Source organism: Marinobacter sp. 3-2, assembly GCF_003751355.1.
Classification (GTDB): Bacteria; Pseudomonadota; Gammaproteobacteria; order Pseudomonadales; family Oleiphilaceae; genus Marinobacter; species Marinobacter adhaerens.
Genome location: NZ_RJUQ01000013.1, coordinates 973,044 through 999,232 on the forward strand (window position 1 = coordinate 973,044; position 26,189 = coordinate 999,232).

At 59.3% G+C, this 26,189-nt stretch carries 27 protein-coding genes; 13 read left to right on the forward strand and 14 right to left on the reverse strand.

Annotated elements, in window-relative coordinates:
• Positions 1-33 precede the first annotated feature (33 nt).
• Entirely contained in the window at positions 34-780 is a 747-nt protein-coding gene (locus tag EDB94_RS11715; protein WP_108018448.1) for a glutathione S-transferase family protein, read from the reverse strand.
• A gap of 140 nt (positions 781-920) precedes the next feature.
• Here EDB94_RS11715 and EDB94_RS11720 point away from each other — a divergent pair, with 140 nt between their 5' ends.
• Positions 921-1,895 carry an META domain-containing protein gene (locus tag EDB94_RS11720; RefSeq protein WP_260312569.1) on the forward strand — a complete coding sequence of 325 codons (975 nt, stop codon included), beginning with the start codon at positions 921-923 and terminating at the stop codon, positions 1,893-1,895.
• Here EDB94_RS11720 and EDB94_RS11725 read toward each other — a convergent pair.
• The 4 genes from EDB94_RS11725 to EDB94_RS11740 all read right to left on the reverse strand — a co-directional run bounded on the left by EDB94_RS11725 (position 1,871) and on the right by EDB94_RS11740 (position 5,962).
• A complete protein-coding gene (locus tag EDB94_RS11725) occupies positions 1,871-2,713 on the reverse strand; it encodes an ABC transporter substrate-binding protein (RefSeq protein WP_108018450.1) in 843 nt (280 codons plus the stop codon). The two genes, EDB94_RS11720 and EDB94_RS11725, sit on opposite strands and share 25 nt — an antisense overlap.
• Positions 2,714-2,795: 82 nt before the next feature.
• Positions 2,796-3,854 carry a glycine betaine/L-proline ABC transporter ATP-binding protein gene (locus EDB94_RS11730; RefSeq protein ID WP_014578493.1) on the reverse strand — a complete coding sequence of 353 codons (1,059 nt, stop codon included), beginning with the start codon at positions 3,852-3,854 and terminating at the stop codon, positions 2,796-2,798.
• 11 nt (positions 3,855-3,865) lie between these two features.
• Positions 3,866-4,900 carry a proline/glycine betaine ABC transporter permease gene (locus EDB94_RS11735; protein ID WP_008173411.1) on the reverse strand — a complete coding sequence of 345 codons (1,035 nt, stop codon included), beginning with the start codon at positions 4,898-4,900 and terminating at the stop codon, positions 3,866-3,868.
• Positions 4,901-4,996: 96 nt separating this feature from the next.
• The gene (locus tag EDB94_RS11740; protein ID WP_008173409.1) at positions 4,997-5,962 is read right to left on the reverse strand and encodes an ABC transporter substrate-binding protein; all 966 of its coding nucleotides are present in this window, start codon (positions 5,960-5,962) and stop codon (positions 4,997-4,999) included.
• Positions 5,963-6,261: 299 nt separating this feature from the next.
• On the opposite strand from EDB94_RS11740, the gene EDB94_RS11745 reads away from it, so the two are divergent.
• From EDB94_RS11745 to EDB94_RS11760, 4 genes are all read left to right on the forward strand, one after another.
• Complete coding sequence (locus EDB94_RS11745; protein ID WP_008173407.1) at positions 6,262-7,362, forward strand: M14 family zinc carboxypeptidase; 1,101 nt, start codon at positions 6,262-6,264, stop codon at positions 7,360-7,362.
• Between the two features lie 41 nt (positions 7,363-7,403).
• On the forward strand, positions 7,404-8,138 hold the full coding sequence (locus tag EDB94_RS11750) for an alpha/beta fold hydrolase (protein WP_108018451.1): 735 nt from the start codon (positions 7,404-7,406) through the stop codon (positions 8,136-8,138).
• 91 nt (positions 8,139-8,229) lie between these two features.
• Positions 8,230-8,847 carry a glutathione S-transferase family protein gene (locus EDB94_RS11755; protein WP_014578490.1) on the forward strand — a complete coding sequence of 206 codons (618 nt, stop codon included), beginning with the start codon at positions 8,230-8,232 and terminating at the stop codon, positions 8,845-8,847.
• 36 nt (positions 8,848-8,883) lie between these two features.
• Positions 8,884-9,501, forward strand: coding sequence for a DUF4202 domain-containing protein (locus EDB94_RS11760; protein ID WP_108018452.1), 618 nt, complete (start codon positions 8,884-8,886; stop codon positions 9,499-9,501).
• Between the two features lie 134 nt (positions 9,502-9,635).
• Here the strand turns inward: EDB94_RS11760 and trpC are convergent, their stop codons facing one another.
• From trpC to rpe, 6 genes are all read right to left on the reverse strand, one after another.
• Positions 9,636-10,457 (reverse strand): indole-3-glycerol phosphate synthase TrpC, encoded by an 822-nt coding sequence (gene trpC / locus EDB94_RS11765; protein WP_108018453.1) that lies wholly within the window; start codon positions 10,455-10,457, stop codon positions 9,636-9,638.
• Between the two features lie 164 nt (positions 10,458-10,621).
• Entirely contained in the window at positions 10,622-11,650 is a 1,029-nt protein-coding gene (trpD, locus tag EDB94_RS11770) for an anthranilate phosphoribosyltransferase (RefSeq protein ID WP_108018454.1), read from the reverse strand.
• Positions 11,651-11,661: 11 nt separating this feature from the next.
• Positions 11,662-12,243 (reverse strand): aminodeoxychorismate/anthranilate synthase component II, encoded by a 582-nt coding sequence (locus EDB94_RS11775; protein ID WP_108018455.1) that lies wholly within the window; start codon positions 12,241-12,243, stop codon positions 11,662-11,664.
• Positions 12,244-12,259: 16 nt separating this feature from the next.
• Positions 12,260-13,747 carry an anthranilate synthase component I gene (gene trpE / locus EDB94_RS11780; RefSeq protein WP_041646392.1) on the reverse strand — a complete coding sequence of 496 codons (1,488 nt, stop codon included), beginning with the start codon at positions 13,745-13,747 and terminating at the stop codon, positions 12,260-12,262.
• Positions 13,748-13,979: 232 nt separating this feature from the next.
• Positions 13,980-14,669 carry a phosphoglycolate phosphatase gene (locus EDB94_RS11785; RefSeq protein WP_014578485.1) on the reverse strand — a complete coding sequence of 230 codons (690 nt, stop codon included), beginning with the start codon at positions 14,667-14,669 and terminating at the stop codon, positions 13,980-13,982.
• Entirely contained in the window at positions 14,666-15,352 is a 687-nt protein-coding gene (rpe, locus tag EDB94_RS11790; RefSeq protein WP_008173385.1) for a ribulose-phosphate 3-epimerase, read from the reverse strand. The genes EDB94_RS11785 and rpe overlap by 4 nt, the downstream gene beginning before the upstream one ends.
• A 117-nt stretch (positions 15,353-15,469) precedes the next feature.
• Between rpe and EDB94_RS11795 the strand changes: the two genes are divergently transcribed.
• Positions 15,470-16,426: a DUF3530 family protein gene (locus EDB94_RS11795; protein ID WP_108018456.1), complete on the forward strand. Its 957-nt coding sequence runs from the start codon at positions 15,470-15,472 to the stop codon at positions 16,424-16,426.
• Here EDB94_RS11795 and EDB94_RS11800 read toward each other — a convergent pair.
• Genes EDB94_RS11800 through EDB94_RS11810 form a run of 3 tightly spaced genes read right to left on the reverse strand, consistent with a single transcriptional unit; the run spans position 16,423 to position 18,924 of the window.
• Positions 16,423-17,184 (reverse strand): DnaJ domain-containing protein, encoded by a 762-nt coding sequence (locus EDB94_RS11800; protein WP_260312570.1) that lies wholly within the window; start codon positions 17,182-17,184, stop codon positions 16,423-16,425. The genes EDB94_RS11795 and EDB94_RS11800 overlap by 4 nt on opposite strands.
• Entirely contained in the window at positions 17,171-17,869 is a 699-nt protein-coding gene (murU, locus tag EDB94_RS11805; RefSeq protein WP_108018457.1) for an N-acetylmuramate alpha-1-phosphate uridylyltransferase MurU, read from the reverse strand. The genes EDB94_RS11800 and murU overlap by 14 nt, the downstream gene beginning before the upstream one ends.
• Positions 17,866-18,924: an aminoglycoside phosphotransferase family protein gene (locus EDB94_RS11810; RefSeq protein ID WP_108018458.1), complete on the reverse strand. Its 1,059-nt coding sequence runs from the start codon at positions 18,922-18,924 to the stop codon at positions 17,866-17,868. The genes murU and EDB94_RS11810 overlap by 4 nt, the downstream gene beginning before the upstream one ends.
• Positions 18,925-19,167: 243 nt before the next feature.
• On the opposite strand from EDB94_RS11810, the gene EDB94_RS11815 reads away from it, so the two are divergent.
• The 7 genes from EDB94_RS11815 (at position 19,168) to thiS (ending at position 26,153) form a co-directional block, all read left to right on the forward strand.
• The gene (locus EDB94_RS11815) at positions 19,168-21,489 is read left to right on the forward strand and encodes an LPS-assembly protein LptD (RefSeq protein WP_108018459.1); all 2,322 of its coding nucleotides are present in this window, start codon (positions 19,168-19,170) and stop codon (positions 21,487-21,489) included.
• Between the two features lie 64 nt (positions 21,490-21,553).
• Positions 21,554-22,894, forward strand: coding sequence for a peptidylprolyl isomerase (locus EDB94_RS11820; protein ID WP_108018460.1), 1,341 nt, complete (start codon positions 21,554-21,556; stop codon positions 22,892-22,894).
• The gene (pdxA, locus tag EDB94_RS11825) at positions 22,894-23,904 is read left to right on the forward strand and encodes a 4-hydroxythreonine-4-phosphate dehydrogenase PdxA (RefSeq protein ID WP_014578478.1); all 1,011 of its coding nucleotides are present in this window, start codon (positions 22,894-22,896) and stop codon (positions 23,902-23,904) included. Before EDB94_RS11820 ends, pdxA begins: the two co-directional genes overlap by 1 nt.
• A complete protein-coding gene (gene rsmA, locus EDB94_RS11830; protein WP_008173367.1) occupies positions 23,901-24,731 on the forward strand; it encodes a 16S rRNA (adenine(1518)-N(6)/adenine(1519)-N(6))-dimethyltransferase RsmA in 831 nt (276 codons plus the stop codon). The genes pdxA and rsmA overlap by 4 nt, the downstream gene beginning before the upstream one ends.
• Entirely contained in the window at positions 24,724-25,524 is an 801-nt protein-coding gene (locus EDB94_RS11835; protein ID WP_108018461.1) for a symmetrical bis(5'-nucleosyl)-tetraphosphatase, read from the forward strand. The genes rsmA and EDB94_RS11835 overlap by 8 nt, the downstream gene beginning before the upstream one ends.
• Before the next feature lie 43 nt (positions 25,525-25,567).
• Positions 25,568-25,927: a DUF423 domain-containing protein gene (locus EDB94_RS11840; RefSeq protein ID WP_108018577.1), complete on the forward strand. Its 360-nt coding sequence runs from the start codon at positions 25,568-25,570 to the stop codon at positions 25,925-25,927.
• Positions 25,928-25,952: 25 nt separating this feature from the next.
• Positions 25,953-26,153, forward strand: coding sequence for a sulfur carrier protein ThiS (thiS, locus tag EDB94_RS11845; RefSeq protein ID WP_008173362.1), 201 nt, complete (start codon positions 25,953-25,955; stop codon positions 26,151-26,153).
• Positions 26,154-26,189 lie beyond the last annotated feature (36 nt).

Sequence of the window (26,189 nt, forward strand, 5' to 3'; positions counted from 1 at the left end):
CAGATTGGCTAACGGATTCCGACAATCCGGTACTCAGCCTGGTCGACGGTTGTCTTCGTACACTTTTTCCAGAGCCCGGATCTGTGGCTGCCACTGGTCCAGCCAATGTTTGATGTCTTTGGGAATTCGCGCAGTTTTCGGCCATGGCACCGGATACTGTGCGGGCTGGAACATGGGTGCAAACAGGGCGGCTGCGGTCAGGTCTGCGCGCGAAAACTGGTCGCCGGCCAGGAAAGGCCTTTCGGCGTAGATGGCAGCCAGCTCGGTGAGCAACTCTTCCATGACCTGGCGGGACTTTTCAGAGGTTTTTTCGTTGATCTTCATCCACTGACGCATGACTTCATCAACCCGGCTGAAAGCAAGGCTGAGCAGTATCCGGTTATAGAAAGGCGTTCCCGCAGCCAGCATGGGCACCACAATTTTGGGGCGCTGCAGGAAGTGGTGGTAGGAATAGCAGCGGATAGCCGGCCCTGCTTCCTCGTCAAGCCGGCGCTCCCAGGCCAGCGCCTTCTCACGAACGTCCGGGTCTGCCGGTGTCAGCGGGTGCTCGGGAAACGTCTGGTCCAGGTAATCCAGAATGGCGGCTGAGCCCTGAACCACGTGGCCGTCATGGTCCAGTACCGGCACAGAGGAGGCTTCACCGGTCAGTTTCCGGATGGTTTTCACATGTTGTCCCGGCAGCAGGTTCACCGTTTCGTAGTTGAGCCCCTTGTAGTCCAGGGCCCAGCGTATTTTTTCGCAGTAGTGGGAAATGGCAAATTGGTAAAGTTTCAGTGCCATGGGGTGTCTCCTTGGTTCAGCGTTCTAGCATACTGCCGGTGGGGCGGTATAAGAAGTCCCATCAGATGCCCATGGTGGCCTCATCGGTCGTTGGGTTCTAAACTGTAGGCCGAAAAGACGCTCAAACAAGGGAACTGACCATGCACTCACGACGAGTTTTTATGTTGTCCGTCGTCACTGCGGCGAGCCTTGCCATCTCCGCCTGCTCCTCTCTATCCAAAACCAGTCAGCCGGTTTCCGCGAGCTATGCTTGCGGGCAACTCGATATTGCCGTCTCCGGCACAGACGACAGCGATCTGATCAGCATCGACTATCTGGATCGACGTATTCTGCTCAAGCCGGAGATAAGTGCCTCGGGCGCATTGTACGTAGCCCCCGGCGACGACCAGACGCGGTTCTGGAGCAAGGCTGAAAAAGCGACCCTGACAGTGAAGGGGCAAACCTATCCGGAGTGTTTGCAGCCAGGCGATCTGGAAATGCCGTTTGAGGCGCGGGGGAATGAGCCTTTCTGGCACGCGACGCTCGAAGACGGTGAGCTCTTGATAACACGGCCTTTCGAGGAACAGGGAACCCGTCGGGTACCGGTTGAAGTCAAAACAGCCAACCGGCATGGGCGGACATTTGTGGCGACGCTGGCAGATCTACCCATTACCCTGACAGTCGCCCGTCAGCTCTGTGACGACAGCATGTCCGGGGCTCAATATCCCGCGCAGGTGCGCCTGCAGGTTGGTGATGATGAGTTCAGGGGGTGTGGTGGTGATCGCCAACGTCTGTTACGGGGCGCAATCTGGGTTGTTGAGGATCTTGCGGGCGCAGGCATCATCGATCGGTCCCGGATCACGATCGAGTTTCTTGAGGGCAATCGGATCGCGGGCAGGGCATCTTGCAACCGATACACTGGCACCTATGAACTCAGGGGTGAGGGCATGGCTATAGGTCCACTGGCATCAACACGGATGGCCTGTGCGCCCGCGCTGATGAATCAGGAAGAGCGGTTTCTGAACCTGCTGGACCAGGTGAGTTCAGTGCGGATCGGGCAGCAGGGCCAACTGCTGTTGTCGACACCGGGCGGTGAGTCTATCCGGGCGTTTCAGTCTGACCACGACAGTCCATAGCGCGTCAGGATCTCTTCCACCCGCCCACTGCTTTGCAGGGCTCTCGCTCCCTCTGACATGAGCGCTGCGAGCTGGGCGGAATCACGGCCGACCGGTGAAAATGCAACGTAGATCGGCGACTCGTGGATCACCGCGGCCATTCGCAGGCTTTCCGTGTTGTTCTCCTGCTCCAGTTGCCACTGCATCACATAGCGGTCTTCCGGGAATACGTCAGAGCGCTGCTGGTGCAGGAGTTCGATTGCCCGGCTCAGTGGTGCCGGCCCGGACAGCACCCAGACCCGCTCCGGATCGTCCTGGTACTTCTCGATATAGCTGTCCAGTTCCGGTGAGTAAGCGTAGCCGTTGATCGCCAGCAGCTTGGATTGGCTGAGTGAGTCGATGCCAGCGTACTGCCAGTTGTTGTCAGGGTGGGTGTAGAGCGCGATCGTCGAGTAACCAGTAGCGGCGTCCGGAAACACGAAGTCCGGCGCATCCCCCGGAAGGGCTCCTACAACCGCATCAATATACCCGTCCCGGGCCTGTTGCAGGGCCCGTGCCCAGCTCATGTTCACGTACTCGACATCGATACCGGCGAGTCCGAACGCCTCCCTGGCAATATCTATCATATAGCCTTCGTGCTCGGAGCCGGCTTCACAATTGTGAGGACACCAGGGATCAGCGGCAATGACAACGCTTTGGCGCGGCTCTGTGGGAGCCGGCGCAGCGGGAGCGGTCTTCGTTGCCTTTGCCGCTGTTTCAGGAACCAGCGGTGGCGGGTCTTCTGGCTGCGAGCAGGCGGCAAGAAAGAGCGCGATTGAAAGAACCAGGGTTTTTGCCATGGTGATAAAACCGGGATGCCGATGACGTCGGCTCTCCCTGAAGCATAGACCCTGGTCGCGGTTTTGTAATGGCTAAAAGCCCCTAGGCTGCGGTTTTGTTCCTGTCAGCCGACGCGGCGGTCGGCACCAGCGCCCGGGCGAGGTCTTTCATGTGCAGGGTGCCCACGTGCTGATCGTCCCGGACTACCCGGAAATTCAGAGACATATCCCCGTCGGATTTCAGCAGTACCGTTTCAAGGTTGTCCTTTTCCGAGATGTCACCGGCGAACGTGGCCTCACCGTCATCCGGGGGACTCATGACCGATCGTACCCTCAGCACCCGTGCCCGATTGATATCGCTGATGAAGTCGACGATGTAGGGATCGCCGGGATTGAGCAGGATTTCCTGGGGATCTCCCTGCTGCACTACTTCGCCATCTTTCAGGATGACCAGGTGGTCGGCCAGTTTCAGGGCCTCATCAAGATCATGGGTGATGAACACGATGGTTTTCTGCAGTTCTTCCTGAAGCTCCAGCAACAGGTCCTGCATATCGGACCGAATCAGCGGATCCAGTGCCGAGAAAGCTTCGTCCATCAACATGATCGGGGCGTCGGACACCAGGGCTCGGGCGATGCCCACCCGCTGTTGCATGCCACCGGACAGCTGGTGTGGATACTGGTATTCGTTACCCTCCAGACCAACCCGCGCGAGCCATTTTCGGGCGTCGGCCTCAAAGTCCGATGTCGTATAGCCGCGAATGTCCTTGGCCATGCCGGCGTTCTCGAGCACGGTTTTATGGGGCAGCAGGGCAAACTTCTGGAACACCATCGACATCCGCTCGCGGCGAAGCTTTCGCAGCTGCTCTTCGCTGTAGCTCATGATGTCTTCGCCATCGACACGGATTTCGCCGGCCGTGGGGTCGATCAGTCGGTTCAGGTGCCGGATGAGTGTGGACTTTCCGGAGCCGGAAAGGCCCATGATGACCGTGATCTCGCCATCGTGGATGTCCACGTTGATATCCCGCAGACCGAGGACGTGTCGCTGCTGCTCCAGCAGATCGGCTTTGCCCATGCCCTTGCGAACATACTCCAGGGCAACATCCGGGGTCGGGCCAAAGATCTTGTAAAGGTTCCGGATCGAAATCTTGATGTCTTTTGCCATGGGGGCTTTCCTCACTGCTTCTGGGAGACGTTAATTCGTGCCAGGGACGCCTTGGTTACCCGGTCGAGAATAACCGCCAGGATCACGATGCCAAGGCCGGAGACCAGGCCAACACCCAGTTCCAGATTACGGATGCCCCGCAGGACCAGAACGCCAAGCCCGGGCGCGGAAACCAGGGATGCGATAACAACCATGGCAAGACTCATCATGATGGTCTGGTTAACCCCTGCCATGATGTTGGGCAGAGCCAACGGGATCTGCACCTTGTAGAGTTTCTGTCGGGGCGTCATGCCAAAGGCGTCTGCGGCCTCAATCACGTCCTTGTCTACCAGCCGGATGCCCAGGTTCGTCAGCCGGATCACAGGAACAATCGCGTAGAGGATGATGGCGATGCCGTACAGCTTTGATTCGGTAACACTGAACAGGAAGATAAGCGGGATCAGATACACAAAAGGTGGCAGCGTCTGCAGCATGTCCAGCACCGGTATGATCATCCGTTGCAGGGAATTGCTGCGTGCCATGGCGATGCCTATGGGTACCCCCAGCAAGACACAGAGGAAGGCACATACAAAAATGATCGCCAGTGTTTGCATGGCGTAATCGTAATGGTCGATGAAGGCCAGTAGCACGATACTGCCGCCTACAAAGAGCATCAGTTTCCAGGATTTGGTGACCACGTAAACAACCGCCAGTAACAGTGGAATCACGATCCACCAGGGCGTGTTCAGCATGGCGTAAAGTGCTCCATCCAGGAACCAGCTAAGAGGCTGGGTTAATGGATCGAGAACCAGACTCAGGCTGTCCTTTATTGCCAGAAATCCCTGTTCCAGGCCCTTGGTAAGTTCCCGGGACTGGGGGAAGGCGGAGCAGGATTCGTTCAGGGCGTCCATGGACGGAAACGGGAGTTCCCATATAGAGGCCGGTTCGGCGCTCTCTCCCTTGGTTTTATTCAGCAGGTCGGCCATCGACATGGGGCCGCTGCTTTTGCCTTCCGAGCACCATTGCTCAAGGCCGAGCGATGAAAAAAGGGAATCGTAGGTTGCCATGGGCGGTCAGTCTCTCCTGCGCACGTCTGGAATCAGAACGGTTTTCGGGAAACGACCCGGGGCATCCCGAAGGATGCCCCGGGAGGGGCAGGTCAATCAGTTAAGAACGTTGGCCAGACGCTCACGCGCGGAGTCGTTCAGCCAGGTTGACCACTCGTCGCTGTTGTTGCTGAGGTAGTAAACCGCAGCTTCTTCGCCCGAGGCATTGTTGGAGTCCATCCAGGCCAGGATGCTGCTCATGGTCTCGGTTTTGAACGTCAGCTTGCTGAGCATCTCGGCCACTTCCGGCTCGCGCTCTTTGAAGCTGGTAGTGATCGACGTCAGAACCGTTGCCGCCGGGAAGTCGGATACGCCCGGATTGTCGACATCCGGCGTCTGGTTTTTCTGGTGCACGTCCGGCTTGATGTCGCCGAGATCAACCCGGGTCATGTCGTACTTGCCGAGGGGAACGGTCGGACCCCAGTAGTAGCCGAACCAGGGCTCTTTGTTCTGGACAGCAGACGCCATGGAGGACGCCAGGGTCTCACCGGAACCATGGTTGAATACGTCAATGCCGGACTCTTCCAGATCCAGGGCACGAACCAGGTTGTCACTCACAACTCGGCAGCCCCAGCCGTCCGGGCAGTTGTTGAAGGTGCCGCCAACGAGCTCAGGATTGGCCATGATGCCTTCGATGGTCTTCAGCTCCGGATGCTCTTCCGCGAGGTAGGTGGGAATCCACCAGCCTTCAACACCGCCCGGATCGAGAACCTTGCCAAGGCGCTCCACTTTGCCCTGTTCTTCAAGGCGCAGGTAGGCCTCGCCCGCGGAGTTCAGCCACAGCTCGGTGACGATGTCAGGCTCACCGTTTTCGGCAACGGAAGTTACCGCCGGAACGGTATCGGAAGGAACGATGGTGACGTCGCAGCCGTAACCCTGCTCCATGATGAAGGTGGCCACGTTGGTGACGACCGTGTTGGACGCCCAGTTCATTTCGGTAATGGATACCTCGCCGCAATTGGCCTGGGCCGCGACGGGAACGGATAGCGCGCAAAGCAGTGCAGCAGACTTAAGCTTTCGCATAGTCACTTCTCCTTTTCAGGGTTTGTGATTTTTGGAGGGTGTTGTCGGTGTTAGTGCCGATACGAGGGGACCGCGATCCATAAGGATCGGGAAAACAGCTCTTTCATGGTCGCTGTTAAGGTCGAACAAATCACGAGGTCTCGGTTAATACTTAACTGTAAGGATAACGAACCTCAGCTCAGTTACAAGGGCGTATTCCAAATGCGTCTTTAAAAGAGACACATTATGCCCCGGGAGAACTGTCAAGAAGGTGTAGTAATCGATGGATACACTCCGGGTACCTGAACCCGGAGAACAGCATGACAGAGCTGCGCGACCTGACACCTCACACATCAATCAGCCACGAGCAGGCCTCCCGGGATGGGCGTCAGCGAAGGCTCCTGAGAACCTTCCTGCCGGAGCTCGTTGGCCTGGAGCGCATCCTGGCGGAAGCGCCGGATTTCATCACAACCGAAGTGGTGGAGCGGGTCGCCCTCAAGGACCTCTCCTTGCCCATCTACCGTGTCGATATCGGCTCTTCCCGGCCCGATGTGCCAGCGGTATTGCTTGTTGGTGGAGTGCACGGGCTTGAACGCATTGGAAGCCAGGTAGTGATGGCCTGGCTGAAGTCGCTACTCGCCAGAGTGACCTGGGATGAACATTTGCTGGGGTTGTTGCAGAAGGTTCGAATTACTCTTTTGCCAATCCTTAACCCGGGCGGTATGTACCTGAATCAGCGCAGTAATCCCAACGGCGTGGACCTGATGCGCAATGCGCCGATCCAGGCTCAGGAACGTAGCGCATTCCTGCTTGGCGGCCAGAGAATTTCACCCCGATTGCCGTGGTACACCGGTGACCCTGAACAGGGCATGGAGCCCGAAAACCTGGCTCTTGAGGCGGTCATAAAACAGCTGCTGCCGGGGCGGCCGTTCAGTGTGGCACTGGACTGCCATTCCGGATTCGGGATGCAGGACCAGATCTGGTTTCCCTACGCTTACCGGCGTCGACCCATGCGTCGAGTCGCATCGGTTATGGCGCTGAAGCTTATCTGGGAGCAGTCATACCCAAATCACGACTACCGTTTCGAGCCCCAGTCCCGCCACTATCTCACCCATGGCGACTTGTGGGATTACTTCTACAAACAGGTCAATCGCGAAAATGCCGGTGTTTTCCTGCCCCTGACCCTGGAAATGGGCTCCTGGCGCTGGATTCGCAAGCGGCCCCGTCAGTTGCTGAGACTCGACGGCTTTTTCAATCCCCTGGTTCCGCACCGGCACAAGCGGGTCCTGCGCAGTCACCTGACCTGGATGGACTTCCTGATTAACGCCGCCGCCAGCCACGAAAACTGGTTGCCGGCTCGGGATGAGGAGTCCATGCTGAAAGAAGCCGCGATCATGCACTGGTATCGCGATACTCTCTAGCGATCCAGCCGGCCCTGGCATCCATCAATCGGAACTATCGTATGCACTGGATTCTGTTGCGGGGTCTGACTCGGGAACACGCCCACTGGGGCAGCTTCCCGGCTCGCCTTGGGGAGGCATTTCCCGAGCACCAGTTCCATCTGGTCGACCTGCCCGGGACGGGCGTGCGATATCGAGAAGACAGTCCGGCAACGGTAGCGGCGATTCGGGAGGCCGTCTCCAGGCACACCAGCCATATCCCCGGTCCTTTCAGCATCCTGGCACTTTCCATGGGCGGTATGGTGGCCCTGGACTGGGCCCAGCAGGCTGCGGATGGTCAGATCCAGAACCTGGTCCTGATCAATACCAGTTCCGGCTTCAGCCCGCCCTGGCAACGCATGCGGCCCGGGGTCTGGCCGCGAATTTTGCGGCTGCTGGCCCGTCAGGAGTTGTTTGACCGTGAGCGGGATATTCTCCGGCTCACGTCTAACCGTGAGGTGCCTCTGTCACTGGCAAAACAGTGGTACAGCATACAACGACAACGCCCCGTCAGTACCCGCAATGCGATCAACCAGTTGGCGGCTGCCGCCCGCTACAAACCCGGTGAAAAGCGTCCTGTGCCAGATGCCCTGATTCTCGCCAGTCGCGGCGATCGCATCGTTCACTGGCGCTGCAGTTCCACGCTGGAGGAGCGCTGGCAATGGACCATGAAACTGCATCCGGATGCTGGCCATGACCTTCCACTGGACGATCCGGAGTGGATTATCCAGCAGATCCGCAACTGGCTGCCCCGGTAACGCCGGTTGCTTGACGCAACTCTTCTTTCCGGTCAGTCTTCTCGTTTTGAACCGTCAAAGCCGCCATTGATCAGGAACGGAGCCGATAATAATGAAAATCTTCGAAACCAAAACCGCCCCTAACCCCCGCCGCGTGCGCATGTTCATGGCCGAGAAAGGCCTGTTGGAAAAGGCCGAATTCATCGAGATTGACCTGCAGAAGGGTGAAAACCTGACACCTGAATTTGTGGCCCGAAATCCGATGAAGAAAGTGCCTGTGATGGAACTGGATGACGGCACCTGTATTGCCGAGACCATGGCAATCTGCCGCTATTTCGAAGAGAGCTACCCGGACACGCCAACCCTGATGGGCGACACCCCGCTTGAAAAAGCCCAGCTTGAGCAGTGGCTCCGGTGGATCGAGCTGTTCTTCTTCATGCCCACCGGCATGTGTTTTCAGCACACCACCGGCTACTTCAAGGATCGGATGAACCCCATCAAGGAGTGGGGTGAGGAATGCGGCAAGAGCGTTGAGAAGTTCATGCACTTCCTCGACAAGCAGCTCGAAGGCAAGGAATACATCTGCTGCGACCGCTTCACGGCCGCCGATATCAACGCCTTCACAACAGTGGCATTCGCGCGGGTGGTGGGCATCCGGATCAAACCTGAGCAGGCCAATCTGCAGGCCTGGTACGACCGCATCAAGGAACGCCCCTCTGCCCAGGTCTGAGCCACAGGCCAGTCAGAAACCAGAAGAGAGATCTTAATGACCACAACGGATTCAAGACTCCAGTGCGCGCTGGCGTCTATTGACGCAGCCAATAAGGCCGATCCCAATCAGGAGTCTTTCGACAACGAACGCCTCCCGAAGGAATACGCCTACAGCCTGCACATGACCCGCTGGCTGTTCGAGCTTGAATCCGATCCTTCCGAACGCATGCAGATCGCCTGCCGCGCCCAGCACATCGAGCGTTGGACCATGCCGCGGAAGGACTATCCGGAAGGTCGTAAAGCCTATTACCAGTGGCGCCAGGCCTGTGGCCGTATGCATGGCCAGCGTGCTGGGGAAATCATGGCGGATTGTGGCTACCCGAAGGAGGAGTGCGAGCGGGTGGAGACCATCCTGACCAAGCGCGAACTGAGGCAGGATGCCGACACTCAACTGCTGGAGGACGTGGCCTGCATGGTCTTCCTGGAACGATACTTCGCGGATTTCTATGAGGAAAAAGCGGACTACGATCGGGAGAAGTGGCTACGCATAGTGCGCCGGACCTGGGGCAAGATGTCGCCCCGTGGGCACGAGGCGGCACTCAAGCTGGCAGAGGGGATGCCGGCGCACTTGTTGGAGTTGTTGCAGGAGGCTTTGGCGGAGCCTGATGCCTGATGGGAGCATGCGAATCGGCGGGTGGAGTTTTCCAAAATACGCTGTGAATACATCCTTGTACGCTCGGCTCCGCCATCCCTGGCTCCGCACGATTTTGGAAAACTCCACCCGCCGATTCGCCCCATCTGAGGGAGTCAGCCTGCAGGGAAAAACAGCTCCCTTAATTTCAAACCAGGCTCCTCGGCCCGCATAAACGATTCGCCCACCAGGAACCCGAAGATGCCGCGGCCGGTCATGGCCTCGACGTCATTGCGGGTCATGATGCCGCTCTCGGTAATCGTCAGCCTGTCCTGGGAGATCCGCTCGTGCAAATCAAAAGTGGTGTCCAACGACACATCAAAGGTATGCAGGTTCCGGTTGTTGATGCCCACCAGAGGCGTCGTTAGCGTCAGTGCATCGTCCAGCTCCTCGCCATCGTGCACTTCGACCAACACATCCAGCCCGATCTCATGGGCGATACCTTCCAGCTCTTGCATCTGGTCTTTGGTCAAGCAGGCGGCGATCAGCAGAATACAGTCGGCACCGAGAGCCCGGCTTTCGTAGACCTGGTATGGAGCGACCATGAAGTCCTTGCGAATTACCGGCAGGCTGCAGGCATTACGGGCAGCGACCAGATAGTCCTCGTGGCCCTGGAAGAAGTCGCGGTCGGTCAGTACCGAAAGACAAGCGGCGCCGCCTTTCTCGTAGCTCTCGGCAATGACCGCTGGTTCGAACGGATCCCGCAGAATGCCCTTGCTTGGTGAGGCTTTTTTGATTTCTGCGATAACAGCGGGAGTCTGCTGTTCAATTCGGCTGCGCAGAGCATTAGCAAAACCTCGGGCTGCCGGTTGATCACCAGCTTTGGCCTTCAGATCTGCAATCGAGACTTGGCGCTTGCGCTCGTCAATTTCTTCCCACTTACGATCAACAATTTTCCGAAGGATCGTCGGTGTTTTATCCAGATGTCTGTCAGTCATATCAGGCTCGTAAAAAGTTAGCGAGAGCCGGAGGGGAGGGAGCTTCCAAAACTGTCTGCAGTCACGGATGGCTGCAGCCAAGCCCTACATGGACGTATTCACGGGCGTGTTTTGGAAGCTCCCTCCCCTCCGGCTCGTCCGGCTGCAAAATCAGCAGGCCGGGATCAAAAGCACTGAGAAAAATCAGCCAGCTCCGACATCTTGCCGGCAGCGAGGCCAGAGCCCATGGCGTCGAGGGCCATATCCACACCTTCTTTCGGCGTCTTGGCCAAACCAGCGACATAGATCGCTGCGCCGGCATTGAGGGCAATCAGGTCCCGGGCTTTTTCAGCCATTTCGTCGTGGCCACGACCGAAGGCTGCCTTGATCAGCTTTAAGGAATCGTCGGCGGTGTCCACGGTCAGGCCCACCAGAGCCTGACTCTTGATGCCAAGATCCTCCGGGGTGATGTCGTATTCGGTGACCTTGCCGTCTTTCAGTTCCGCCACGTGGGTGGCGCTTGCCAGACTGATCTCATCCAGGCCGTCTTTGGAGCAAACGACCATGATGTGCTCGGCCCCAAGGCGATGCAGCACCTCCGCCATCGGGCGACACAGCTCCCGGTTGAACACGCCCACCAGTTGGCGTTTAACACCCGCCGGGTTGGTCATCGGGCCCAGGATGTTGAAAATGGTCCGGCAGCCCAGCTCCTTACGGGGGCCGATTGCATGTTTCATAGCGCCGTGATGGGCCGGGGCGAACATGAAGCCGACGCCGATTTCCTCGACGCAGCGGGCCACCTCTTCCGGTTTCATGCTCAGATTGATGCCCAGCTTTTCCAGCAGGTCGGCACTGCCGCTCTTGGAGGAAACTGCCCGGTTGCCGTGCTTGGCCACAAAGCCGCCGGCTGCTGCCACCACGAAGGAGGCGGCGGAAGACACGTTGAACAGGTTGGCGCCATCGCCGCCGGTGCCGACGATGTCCACCAGGGGTTCGGCCTTGACCGTAACCTTGGTGGCCAGCTCGCGCATAACCTCGGTGGCGCCGGTGATTTCGTCAATCGTTTCGCTCTTCAGACGCAACCCCATGAGAAAAGCGCCGATCTGGGCGTCTGTGGCCTCGCCGTTCATGACGATACGCATCACGTCCTTCATTTCCTCCCGGGACAGGTCCAGGTTGGAAGCAATGCGGTTGAGAGCTTCTTTCATGTCCATGTGTCGGCCTCTTATTGTGTTCTCAGAAAGTTGCGCAGCAGCTCGTGGCCCTGTTCCGTCATAATAGACTCCGGATGGAACTGCACGCCTTCGATGGGCAGGGTCTTGTGGCGAACCCCCATGATTTCCTCGATGGAACCGTCGTCGTTGCGGGTCCAGGCGGTCACTTCCAGGCAGTCGGGCAGGGTGGCCTTGTCGATCACCAGGCTGTGGTAGCGGGTCGCCTGCAGCGGGTTGCTCAGGCCCCGGAACACGCCGGTGTCCTTGTGGAATACCGGGGACACCTTGCCATGCATGACCCGGCCGGCGCGGATAACGTCACCACCGTAGACCTGGCCGATGGCCTGGTGACCCAGGCAAATGCCCAGGATCGGAAGCTTGCCGGCGAAATGCCGGATGGCCGCCATGGAGATGCCAGCCTCGTTCGGGGTGCAGGGCCCGGGGGAAATCACCAGCCGTTCCGGGTTCAGGGCCTCAATCTGTTCGATGGTAATTTCATCGTTGCGGTGCACCTGCACGTCGGCACCCAGTTCAGCCAGATACTGCACCACGTTGTAGGTGAAGGAATCGTAGTTATCGATCATCAGCAACATAATCTGTTCCTCCGCCTCAGTGGTCGAAATCGTTGTAGGTCATGGCCACCGCCCGGAAAATGGCGCGGCCCTTGTTCATGGTTTCCTTCCACTCGAGGCGGGGCACCGAATCGGCCACCACGCCGGCGCCGGCCTGGATATGCAAGGTGTTGTCCTTGATCACCGCGGTGCGGATGGCAATGGCGGTATCCATGTTGCCGTTGAACGACAGATAGCCCACGGCGCCGCCGTAGACCCCACGCTTAACCGGCTCCAGTTCGTCGATAATCTCCATGGCCCGGATCTTGGGCGCACCGCTGAGGGTGCCAGCAGGCAGGGTGGCGCGCAGCACGTCCAGGCAGCTGGTGTTGTCTTTCAGCCGGCCGGTGACGTTGGAGACGATATGCATCACATGGGAGTAGCGCTCCACGATCATCTTGTCGGTCAGCCGGACCGTGCCGGTTTCCGACACCCGGCCGGCATCGTTACGGCCCAGGTCGATCAGCATCAGATGCTCGGCAATTTCTTTCGGATCAGCCAGCAGCTCTGCTTCCAGCGCCTTGTCTTCGGCATCGGTGGCGCCGCGCTTGCGGGTGCCGGCGATCGGCCGAACCGTCACTTCCTCGTCTTCCACCCGGGCCAGGATTTCTGGGGAGGAGCCGACGATGTGGAAATCACCCAGATCCAGGAAATACATGTAGGGGGAAGGATTCAGCACTCGAAGCGAGCGATACAGGTTCAGCGGCGGTGCCTCGAAGGGAATCGACATGCGCTGTGATATCACTGTCTGCATGACATCGCCGTCGAGCACGTAGCCCTTGATCTTGTCTACCGCGGCTTCGAATTTGTCCTGGGTAAAGCCGGAAATGAAGTCGCTCTCGTCCACGGCTTTTCCGCGCAGGTGTTCTGGGGTGCGGGGCGCGTCAGCGGTCTGCCGGTGCAGATGGTTCTCCAGCTCATCAATGCGGTTCTGTGCCGTTTCGAAGGCGCCCTCAATGGCCGGATCGGCATGGACAATCAGATGCAGCTTGCCCCGCAGGTTGTCGAATACCACGATCTCGTTGGACACCATCAGCAGGATGTCCGGCGTGCCGATTTTGTCCGGCGGACAGCTCTTGCGCAGCCGTTTTTCGATGTAGCGCACGGTGTCGTAGCCGAAGTAGCCCACCAGGCCGCCATTAAAGCGGGGCAGCTCATCCAGATCCGGTGCATGGAAGCGCTTCTGGTAGGCCTCGACAAAGGCGAGCGGATCGTCCACTTCCTCGGTTTCAACAACCTCGCCGCCGCGGCTGATCTCCACCCGGTGGTCGAAGACCTTCAGTACTTCGTGACTGGGCAGGCCGATGATCGAATACCGGCCCCATTTCTCTCCGCCCTGAACGGATTCGAACAGGTAGGAATAGGGTCCGCTGGCGAGTTTGAGGTAGGTGCTCAGGGGCGTGTCGAGGTCGGCCAGTACCTCACGATACACAGGGATGCGGTTAAAGCCGGCGTCGGCGAGCTCGATGAATTGCTCGGGTGTCATGGTACGGTTTCCTGAAATCTGATCTGCATTGTGGATGAAAGCCTGTGCTTCCATCAGGTGCTGCGGGCTCGACCAGCAGACGCCAGTCAGCCTCCGGGCTTGCTCAGCCGGTGCGCCATCGCCACCATCGTGTTGCGCGGGTTGTCAGGATGCCTCGCGCTGCAGTCAGATTCAGTCCCTGCACGGCAGGAATCTCCCGTAAAGAAGTGCTCAATGTAAGTTCCTTGTGAGATTACAAAAGCTCGGCCAGCGAATCAACAACCGCGTCGGCGCCCAGAGTATCCACCGCAGGCCCGTAGTTATACCCGTACCGCACCGCCACACAGGGAATGCCCGCGGCCAGCGCCGCGTTAATATCCGCTGCGGAGTCGCCTACCATGACTGTGGTTCCGCGGGTGCCCCCCAGGGTTTCCATGGCATGAAGCAGGGGAGCGGGGTCCGGTTTCTTGACCGGCAGGGTGTCACCACCCACGGTCAGGTCGAACCAGTGATCCAGTCCCATTTGCTCAAGCAGCGGTGCCACAAACTGTTCCGGCTTGTTGGTGACGATGCCCAGCCGGCAGCCCTGGTTCTTCAGGTGCGTGAGACAGGCCTCGACGCCGGCGTAGACTACCGAATGCTGTCCGTTGAGCGTGCCGTAGGCGTGATAGAAAATCGCCAGGGCATCCTTGAACAGGGCCTCGTCTTTTGGTCGCGCCGGTTCCCAGTCCACCTGGCCGGCCAGGGCCCGGCGCACCAGAACGCTGGCGCCATTGCCTACCCAGTTCCGTACCCGGTCAATGCCTGCCGGTGAGCGCCCAAGATGCGCCAGCATCTGGTCCACGGCGGCCGCCAGATCCGGTGCACTGTCCACCAGAGTGCCGTCGAGATCAAACAGGGCAACCCCCGGCCAGCGTGGATTGAACAGCCCTGCCAGGCTCATTGGCTGATCACCCTGCGGGCCTGCTCCAGTTCTTCGCGCATGGCATCAATGGTGGTCTTATAGTCGTCGGTGTTAAAGATGGCAGATCCCGCCACGAAGGTGTCGGCACCGGCCTCGGCGATTTCCCGGATGTTCTCGGTCTTCACGCCACCGTCGATTTCCAGGCGGATATTGTAGTTACTGGCATCGATGCGCTTGCGGGCCTCCCGGAGTTTGTCGAGCGTGCCGGGAATGAACTTCTGGCCACCGAAGCCGGGGTTTACCGACATCATCAGCACCATGTCCAGTTTGTCCATCACATGATCCATGTAATGCAGCGGCGTGGCCGGGTTGAACACCAGGCCCGCCTGGCAGCCACCGTCGCGGATCAGCTGCAGTGAGCGATCAATGTGGTTGGTCGCTTCCGGGTGGAAGGTAATGTAACTGGCCCCGGCGTCGATAAACATACGGATGAGGTCGTCCACCGGCGACACCATCAGGTGCACATCGATGGGGGCGGTCACGCCGTGCTTGCGCAGCGCCTCGCAGACCATGGGGCCAATGGTGAGGTTGGGTACGTAGTGATTGTCCATCACATCGAAGTGCACCACGTCGGCGCCGGCGGCCAGCACGTTATCGACTTCCTCGCCAAGACGGGCAAAATCGGCGGACAGGATGGATGGGGCAATCAGGTAAGGGTTCATGACGGCTCTCTCACAACAATGGATAATGGCTTGGTCAGCGGTCCCTGCCGCACGTTCAGGATGGCTGCTAGTCTAACAGCTCAGTGGCGTTTTTTCGCAGTCAAAGGATCAGTATCTGTGCAGAGATTCGAGATTTACCGGCCCGGCGTGTTCTGGCTTTTTATCCTGGCGCTGATGTGTGTCGCACCGTCCATCACCCTCGGGCAGGAGGAGAGCGGGACGGCCGGTGAGGCCGAAGGCGTCGAGGCGTCAGAGTCTGCGAGTCGGGCCCTGATCTGGACAGGCACCGGGGAACGCTCCCTGATCCAGTGTTTTCCCGAATCAGCGGTATGGCTGGAGCTTGAGGAGGGTGATAGGGCGCTGGGCCTGTTCTACCCGGAAGCCAGGTTGCCGGCTCGCGGTGCGGTGCTGGTTCTGTCGGACGAAGGTGAAACTGCCGCTTCCGGGGTAACCGGCTCACTGGCAGCGGGGCTGGCTTCCCGGGGCTGGGCCGTGCTGACGCTTGGTCTGGAGTCGCCCTCTCCGGTTCTGAATGAGTTCCTGATGCGACCCGTGATGGAGCCGCCGGCGGCTGAAGCAGGCGCAGGTGAGGAGGGGGCATCAGATTCAGTCATGATCGATGTCATGGCCTCATCCGAGAGTGCCGATGATCTTGAGGCGCGCTACAGAAGCCGCATCAACCAGATGCTGCAGGCAGGGCTGGCCCTGCTGGTTGAGCGGGGCTATGAAGCTCCGGCAGTTCTTGGTGTCGGGCGAGCCAGTATCCATGTGACCAACCGGGTACTGGATGGCGCCGATGCCTCTGCCCTGATCTGGGTGGTGCCACAGTTTTATCCCGTTGACCGGTCAGGTCTGCCGGACCGTCTGGAGTCGCTCGGCACTGATTTGTTGGAGCTGTATCCACAAGGGACGGCTGATGATCAATCGGGCTGGAGTATTGGCATGCAGTTGCGGCGCGCCGGAATGAGCGGCTTTGAGCGACAACCGATTGCCTGGATCAGCCCTGCGCCTGAGACTCTGGGCGATGGCGTGGCCAGTCGTGTTGCCGCCTGGCTGGAATCCCGCGAGCGTTAGGGACGGAGCGTGTTGTGGCGCTTTATCAGCTCCCAGGCCTGTTGGTAGTGGAGCAGGCGTTCCTTGGCCAGGCTTCGGTCGCGGTCACCGACCTGCTGTTGGGCAAGCTTGTCCGGGTGGCACTCGGATATCTTCTTGCGGTAGGCCCGTTTGATCACTTCCAGGGAATCCCGGCGGGTAACGCCTAGAAGTTCACAGGCCTGCTGATAGCTGGTGGGTCTGGAAAGGTTCTCGCTGTGCCGGGTCCAGACCTTGCTGGCATAACTGTCGAAAATATCCTCGCTGATGCTTACCGGCAGACCAATCTGGTCAATGGCGTCCTCGCAGCGATAACGCCTGGGTTTGCCGGGGCGGCCGTTAAGCTGGCTGGCGTGGCAGAGACAGATGGCGGTTTTCAACGCGGGAGCGGGCCAGAGACGGCGGGAAAGTCGCATGGCCAGCCCGCGGATGAACGGCAGCTGCCCGGCCGACTTGCCCTGCTGGAACCAGCCAATGGCTCGCCTGCGCTGGCGTCTGGACAGCCTCATGGCCTTGATCAGCGACTCGGCATAACCGATGTCGGCTTCGGTGACGCGTCCGTCTGCCTTGGCGATATAGCCGAGGAAGAAAAACAGGGAATGTCGGCACCAGCGGGGAAGGCGGGCGCGCTCAATCAGAGCGGGGGCCTGGTGACCACAGGCCGAGAGTTCCCGCATCAAGCTGGAAAATTCGGCTTCCATTCGGGGCGGCAGTGCCGGTTGTCTGTTATCGCCTGCCATGACTTTCAGGTTCCTTGGAGCCCAGTTGCCGGTCGAGCGCCTGCAGGCGTTCCGGGGTGCCGACGTCCACCCATTGTCCGGGATGGAAAAGACCCTTTACCCGGCCTCTGCTCATGGCATCGCGAAGCACCGGCCCCAGTTTCCCCGCCTGATCGGTCAGCCCCTCGAACAGGCGCTGGTGTAACAGGCTAATGCCGGTGAAGGTCAGCTTGTCCGGGCCATCACTATGGAGTACTCCCTGGTCAGTGAGGTGAAAGTCACCTTCCGGATGGTGTGGCGGATTGCTGGTGACCACCAGCAGGGCGTCTGCGTCAGGCGGCGGTGTCAGTCGAGACAGGTCGAAATCGCTCCAGATATCGCCGTTGATCGCCAGAAACCAGTCAGATTTGTCACCTGCAAGCAGAGGCAGAGCGCGCACGATGCCACCGGCGGTTTCCAGCGGCTCGCCTTCCCGGGAATATTGAATGGATAGCCCGAACCCTTCGCCGTTTCCCAGGGTTTCCTCAATCTGGTCGCCCAGCCAGGCATGATTGATCACCACCTCACGGATTCCCGCCCGCCGCAGGTGCTCCAGATGATAGATGATCAGAGGCTTGCCAGCGGCCCTTAACAGGGGCTTTGGTGTGGCCAGCGTCAGTGGCCGCATGCGTTCACCTTTGCCGGCAGCAAGAATCATGGCCTTCACTGGGGCAAGTGCTCCTGACCCGGGGCCGGGCCGATGCTCGTCTCGATCCGGGGCATAACCGTATCGCTCAGCCATTCGTGGAAGTGACGCAGGGCTGGCTGTCGACCGCTGGCAACGATCAGGTACTGAACGGTTCGGGGAATGTCCTTGAGATAGCCGTGCTTGCCATCGCGGATCGATAGCCGGGCAAAAATGCCGGCAGCTTTCAGGTGCCGCTGCATGCCCATCAGTTCAAACCACTGGCGGAAGGTCTCCGGGTCCGCACGGTGCAGGCCAGCCTCGAGGCTGCTCTGGCGGTAGTCTTCCAGCCATTCGCAGATGCGCTTCTCTGGCCATTGGACGTAGCAGTCTTTCAGCAGCGAGACCACATCGTAAGTGACGGGCCCAGTAACCGCATCCTGGAAATCGATGACACCCGGGCGAGGTTGGTCTTGGCGAACCAGCAGGTTTCGGGAATGGTAGTCCCGGTGGACCGTCACTTCCGGTTGCGCCAGGGCGCTTTCCCGCAGCATGGAAAAGGTCGTGTCCAGCAGGGCTCGCTCGCTGTTTTCCAGGTTTATGCCCAGATGCCTCTCCAGAAGCCAGTCCGGGAACAGCGCCATTTCCCGCTCAAGCAGGGTGGCATCGTAAGGCGGTAGCGGGTAATCACTGGGGGAGGTCTGGCTCGCGATCAGGGTCAGCTCTTGCAGAGCGTTCCTGTAGAGCTTGTCTGCGGACTCCGTGTTCAGTCGGCCAAGCATCAGCTGGTCGCCAAAATCCTCCAGTAGCAGGAAGCCCTGCTTCAGATCAGCCTGCACAATGTCCGGCACCGCAATACCTTGGCGGTGCCAGTGCCGGGCAATGGCCACGAAGGGCTCGCAGTTTTCATGTTCCGGGGGCGCATCCATCACGATAAACGGTGCACCGTCCCCGGGAGCGGTCGTCGGATTTGCGTGCTGCCAGACCCGGAAATAACGGCGAAAACTGGCATCGCCGGAAACCGGTTCGGCTTCGCACTGTTCGAAGCCGGGAAATTGTCTGACCCAGTTGGTCAGCAACTGCAGGCGGGTATCCATAGTTCGGGTTGCGATCCTGAAAAAAGTTGTCGCTGACAGCGAAAGTTAGCAGACGAGTATAAAGAGGGTAAATCGGTTTTGCAGCGGAGTTTCCGTTAACAACCCTTCAGGGCACGTGTAAACTAGGCGGCGTTTATCATTGCCCGTCCTCCAATTCACCCGGAACAGGATCCAGCCACCGTGCCATGTCCCGAACGCCCACTGCAATCGCCGGAAACCCGGTGGCAGAGCCGGTATGGCCGTGTGTTGCTGGCCGCGGTTTTTGGGTTGGGCGTTACGGATGGGCATGCCCAGACACCGCCGTCTGCGGCGGAAATAGATTGGCGGCCCAGAGCAGAGTTGCCAGCCGAGGCCCGGGCCTCGTTGCCCCTTTTCTGCGAAGGGGGGTATCTGCCTTCCGGTCGCGCCAATGGTGTTGGCAATGCGTTTGCCGTTGGCAGCGATTCCGAGCAACCGCTGGAAGCAAGCGGCTTGAACGCCCGCTATGAGATAGACCGGACACTGTTTCTTGAGGGTGATGTCCGCATTCGCCAGGGCGGCTTTCAGGTAACCGGTTCAGAGGCCCGCTACAGCCAGCAGGAGGGTGCAGTATCGGTGCAGGGGCCGCTGGTCAGTCGCGGCGAGGGTTTCCTTCTCACCGGTGAGAACGCGAACTACGACGTCGATAGCGGACGCCTGGACATCAACACTGCGACATTCCTGCTGCATGGTCCGGAAATGCGCGGTCGTGCAGGCAGCCTGTCGCGCATCAGCGAGGAGCAGGTCGTCATTGCAGATGGCTTTCTGACCACCTGCGGCCCCAGCCAGAATGACTGGGCCATCGTGGCCTCGGATATCAGGCTGGATCGGGCGCAAGGATTCGGTACCGCCAAACACGTTCGATTGGAAGTCCTTGATGTGCCGGTGTTCTATTGGCCGTGGGCAAGCTTTCCTATTGATGACCGCCGCAAGTCCGGTTTCCTTTACCCGCAGTTCGGCTCTTCCAGTGCCGGCAGCGGTGGCTTTCTTGCCGTGCCCTACTACTTCAATCTGGCACCCCATTACGACGCGACGCTGACGCCCCAGTACATTCATGGCCGGGGCCTGTTCAACGAAGTCGAGGGCCGGTATCTCAGCTCTCTCGGGGAAACTACCCTGCAGCTGGGATACATCGGCAACGATTCGGCGTTTCAGGAGGAAAGCCCCGGTGAATCCGGTGAGCGCTGGGCCCTGGATGCCACAACCCGGGCTGCCTTTGGCCGTGGCTGGCGGGGCTACGGAGATTTTTCCGTGGTGAGCGATGAGGACTATCTCAGCGATCTGAACCGCAGCCTGGAGATTAACCAGGCCACTCACTTGCAAAGAAAGGGCGGGGTTACCTACCGAAGCGACAAGCAGTATTTCGATGCCTACCTCAACGATTACCAGACCATCAGTGATCGCATTGCCGATGTGGACAAGCCCTATGCCCAGTTGCCGGAAGTGATCTACGCAGGCCAGACCGGCGCAGGGATTGTGGAGGCGAACCTGGAAAGCCAGTACACAGTGTTTTACCGGGACAACGAAGCACTGACCGGTCTGGATCGGGCCAACGGGCAGCGTTTCCGGGCGCGGCCGGAACTGGCGTTGCCCATGCGGGCGTTGTGGGGGTTCAGTCGGCCGTCGGTAAGCGTGGATTACACCCGCTACAACCTGGACGACTACGTGCTGGGGGATGGCAGTTTCGATCGCACCGTGCCGGTTGCCGAGTGGGATAACGGGTTGTATTTCGACCGACAGAGCCGCCTGTTTGATGTGCCCTACAACCAGACTCTGGAGCCCCGGCTATATTACGCCTGGTCCGATGCCGATCCGGATCAGAACGACATCCCGGATTTTGACACCGACCTCCAGACCTTCCGTTTTGAACAGCTGTTTCGACCGGACCGGTTCACCGGCGGTGACCGGGTAGGCGATGCCAACCAGTTGACCGTTGCCCTGACCAGCCGTTTCAATGACCTCCTCACCGGTGCGGAGCGTGCCCGATTCAGTATTGGACAGGTACAGTATTTCGAGGATCGCGAAGTGACGTTGTTCGGCGAGGGTGCCGGTACCCGGAGCCGTTCACCGCTGGCGGGCGAAGTCGTGCTGAATCCACTCGATACCCTGGAAATCCGCTCCTCCGGATTGTGGGATCCTGATACCGGGGATACCGAGGAAGGCCGCAGCCAGTTAACCTTTCACTCCACTGACTACCGGTATCTGGCCAGTGTCGGGCACACATACAGCCGGGGCGAACTGGAACAGTCGGATATCGCGGCGGTTTTCCCGGTCTCGGACCGTGTTAGTCTGATCGGCCGCTGGGTCTACGACTCCGACCTTGATCGAACCGTCGGATCCCTGGCCGGGCTGGAATACAATAACTGCTGCTGGAGTGTTCAGGTGGTTCACCAGAACTATCTGACTGATGACCGGGAGCTCGATAGCCGCATACTGTTCCAGATCCAGCTAAAGGGCCTGGGCGGCAGCGATGGTGCCTCATCGAGTATTTCCGAGGCCATTTACGGTTTTGATGAAAGGGAGCGTCGTCGTTTTGGAACTCCCTGACTGGATCCCGGACTAAGGCCCCCAAAACGCCAGAAAAGCTCAAATTCTATTTGTAGAGGTGATTATGAAGGCGACCCTTCGCCATGGTGTACAAGCGTTACTGGTTCTTCTAGCCGTCCTGGCCCCGTTGTCTGTTCAGGCCGAGCGTAAGTTGCTGGACCAGGTAGTGGCCATCGTCGATGAGGATGTCATCCTTCAGACCGAGTTGGAGGCCCGAATCAACACCATCACCAGTCGCCTTGGTGCACAGGGCACGGCGCTGCCGCCAAGGCAGGTCCTCGAAGAGCGTGTGCTTGACCAGTTGATCACCGAATCGATCCAGATGCAGATGGCAGATCGGGCCGGTATGCGCATCAGCGATAACGAGTTGAACGAAACCATGGCCAACATTGCCGAACGCAATGGCATGAGCCTGCCGCAGTTTGAAAACCAGCTCGAAGCCGAAGGCGTGACTTACAACCAGGCCCGCGAACAGATCCGCAAGGAAATGCTGACCAGCCGGGTTCAGCAGCGCCAGGTCGGCAACCGGGTTCGGGTGACTGATCGAGAAGTTGAAAACTATCTGGAAAGTCTGGAGGCCCGTGGAGGGAATAACGCTCAGTACCGGCTGGCGTACATCTTTGTGAGCGTAGACGACCCCTCTGATGAGGCGGAGGTGGATGCCGCCAGGGAGAAAGCCGAGCGGCTGCGCAGTGAGATCGCCAATGGCCGTGATTTCCGCGAAGTGGCTGTTGCCGAGTCTGATGCCAGTAATGCCCTGGAAGGTGGCGATATGGGCTGGCGTGCCGAGGGTCAGCTGCCGTCTCTGGTTGCTCCGGTCGTGCCGGAGCTGCCGGTGGGTGAGCCCTCAGGCGTCCTGGAAAACAACAGTGGCTTCCACCTGGTAATGGTGATGGACAAGCGCGGCGGCGAGCAGCAGCAGATGATCCAGCAGCACCGTGTCCGTCACATTCTGGTTCGGCCTTCCGAAGCCACGACGGACAGCCAGGCTGAAACCGTGATCCGGGATCTGTACCAGCAGCTTCAGAATGGAGCCAGCTTCAGTGCGCTGGCCAGAGAGTACTCCGATGATCCGGTGTCTGGCTCCGATGGCGGTAATCTGGGCTGGGTAAGCCCGGGCCAGATGGTGCCGGCGTTTGAGCAGGCCATGCTCGATGCTGATATTGGCGAGTTGCGCGGGCCGTTCCGTTCCCAGTTTGGCTGGCACATTCTGCAGGTTCAGGAGCGCCGCCAGAAAGACATCAGCGGTGATGTGCGCGACGCCGAGGCTCGCCAGGCCATCTATCGCCGCAAGTTCGAGACCGAACTGCAGAACTGGCTTCAGGAGATCCGCGATGAGGCCTTTGTCGAGTTCAAGGGCGAGTACGCCAAGGACGAACCGGCCGAAGAAGAGCCAGTCTCCTGATGAGTAATCCCGTGGTGCTGGCACTGACGGCCGGCGAACCTGCCGGCATTGGTCCGGAGTTGTGCCTGCAACTGGCTCTTGAAGCCCGGAGCGCAGGTGTGGTGGTGGTTGCCAGCCGGCCATTGCTGGAGGCCCGGGCGAAGCAAATGAACCTGGCGGTTGAACTGCGTGCCTGGCAGCCCGGAGAGTCGCCGGAAATGGAGGCAGGCCTGCTGTCGGTTCTGCATGTGGACGGTTGTGCCAATCATGAACCGGGCACACTGGATACCGGCAGCGGTGCTTATGTGCTCAGAACGCTGGAAGTCGCCGCGAACGGCTGCCTCAGCGGCGATTTTGACGGCATGGTGACGGCGCCTGTCCATAAGGGCGTTATCAACGATGCCGGCATCGCGTTCAGCGGCCATACCGAGTTCCTGCAGGAGCTCTGCGGTGTGGATCGTGTGGTCATGATGCTGGCGACCGAAGAGTTGCGGGTTGCGCTTGTTACCACCCACTTACCGCTCAAGGACGTATCCGCCGCCATTACCCCGGAGCGCCTGACTCAGGTAACGCGAATTCTCGATGCTGATCTGAAAAAGTTCTTCGGTGTTGCCCGGCCCAGGATACTGGTGGCCGGCCTGAATCCTCATGCCGGCGAAGGTGGTCACCTTGGTCGGGAGGAAATCGACACCATCGAGCCAACCCTGGAGGCTCTGCGTGCCGAAGGCATTTCTCTGACCGGACCTTTACCTGCGGATACCCTGTTTACTCCGCACTGGCTCGACCAGGCCGATGCGGTTCTGGCCATGTATCATGATCAGGGGCTGCCGGTGCTGAAGTTTCAGGGCTTTGGGCGTGCGGTGAACATTACCCTGGGGCTGCCGATTGTGCGCACGTCCGTGGATCATGGCACGGCTCTGGATCTGGCGGGAACCGGTCGAGCCGATGCCGGCAGTCTGCATACGGCCCTGAAGGTAGGCGAGCAAATGGCTCGTTGTCGAAAATCTGCAATTGAAGAGACCCGTTCGTGAGCAACAAAGCCGGCCACCAGGCCAGAAAACGGTTTGGCCAGAATTTCCTCCATGATCCGGGGGTCATAGAGCAGATCATCCGCGCCATTAACCCGAAACCCGATGACGCCATCGTGGAAATTGGCCCTGGCCTGGGCGCACTGACCGAGGAAATACTGGCGGTGAACCCGAAGCTCCAGGTGGTAGAACTGGATCGGGACCTGATTCCCGTGCTGCGCACCAAGTTCTTCAACTATCCCGAATTCCGGATTCACGAGGCGGACGCACTCAAGTTTGATTTCAGCCAGCTCATGGTGGATCGCCCCTTGCGGATCATCGGTAATTTGCCGTACAACATTTCCACACCGCTGATTTTCCACCTGCTGTCCCAGGCCGGTGTTGTGCAGGATATGCACTTCATGCTGCAGAAAGAGGTGGTTCAACGAATGGCAGCGGTGCCGGGTGACAACAATTACGGGCGTCTTGGCATCATGACCCAGTATTTCTGCCGGGTTCAGCCGCTGTTTGAAGTGGGGCCCGGCGCTTTCCGACCGGCGCCCAAGGTGGATTCGGCGATTGTCCGATTGGTGCCTCACAAGACCCTGCCGCACCCGGCGAAGGATTTGACGACACTCCAGGCTGTGGTCCGCACAGCCTTTAACGCCCGGCGGAAAACTCTCCGCAAGGCACTGGGCGGCATGGTGTCGGCCGAACAGCTCCGGAGCCTTGGCATCAATGACGGTCTGCGACCGGAGAACCTCGCGCTGGCCGATTTCGTGGCGATAGCCGACCTGCTTTTTACCGAGAAGGGTGCAGCCAATCCGGCAAACGAGGTAAGTGATGACTGACTACGCGATCGGCGATATTCAGGGCTGTTACGAGCGTCTCAGGGATGTCCTGGAGAAAGTGGATTTCTCTCCCTCCCGTGACCGTCTATGGGTGGCCGGCGATCTGATCAACCGCGGCCCGTCTTCGCTGGAAACCCTGAGATATATCGAGAGCCTTGGGGATTCGGCGGTCGTCGTGCTTGGCAATCACGACCTGCATCTGCTGGCGGTGTCCCTGGGCGGTCATCAGACGCGTCGCAAAGACACCCTGTCCGATATCCTTGACGCTCCGGATCACGAGCGGCTGGTTAACTGGCTCCGGCAGCAGCATCTCTGTGTTCACGACCCGGCCCGGAATCTGGTGATGACCCACGCCGGTTTGCCCCATATCTGGACGGTCAGCCAGGCAATGGAGTGTGCCAGGGAAGTTGAAGCCGTGATCCGGGGCGAAACCGCCGAGGAATACTTTACCCATATGTACGGCAATCAGCCCGAGCGCTGGGACGAGTCCCTGCAGGGAATGGACCGCTGGCGGGTCATTACCAACTATTTCACCCGCATGCGCTTTATTGCCGAGGATGGCTCTCTGGAACTGGCGGCCAAGGAAAGCGTCGACAGCGCGCCGGAAGGTTACCAGCCGTGGTTTCATTTTCCCCGCAATGACGATGTACGGGTGGTGTTTGGCCACTGGGCAGCCCTGGAAGGAAAAACCGGCAGTGACCGTTTTGTCGGCCTGGACACCGGGTGTGTCTGGGGTGGCGCACTGACCATGATGAACCTGGATTCGGGAGAAAAGATCCACTGTGACTGCTGAATCCGTACAACCGGCCAGAAGCGGCATTCTTCGGTTACCGCTGGTGGCAGGTGCTTTTCTGGCCCTGGTGGCAGTGATGGCCGGCGCTTTCGGTGCACACGGGCTGCGCAATCTGGTCAGTGAGCGGGGCCTTGAAGTTTTCCAGACCGCCGTCACATATCAAATGTATCATTCCATTGCGCTGGTTCTGCTGGCATTGCTGGCTGCACAGGGCCTGTCCAGAAAGCTACTGGCCTGGTCGGTCGGGTTTTTCCTTGCCGGCATTCTGTTATTCAGTGGCAGTCTTTACCTTCTGGTGCTGACAGACATCCGCTGGATCGGTCCGATCACGCCCCTTGGTGGGTTGTGTTTCATGGTGGGCTGGGCGCTGTTAATAACCTCCGGTCTCCGCCGGAACAAGTGAAGAATACAGAGGTTCAAGAGTCACGATGCAGGTTCAGGTAAATGGCGATCAAATGGAGCTGCCGAGTGGCGCCACCATTGCCACGCTGATTGAAAAGATGGCGCTGGCCGGCAAGCGGCTTGCGGTTGAGGTTAACGAGGACATAGTGCCACGAAGCCGGCACCCGGAATTTACCCTGAGCGATGGCGACCGTGTAGAAGTCGTTCACGCCATTGGCGGCGGCTGAACAGTCTGCCCAGCCCACCCATGACGGCGGTTCCCA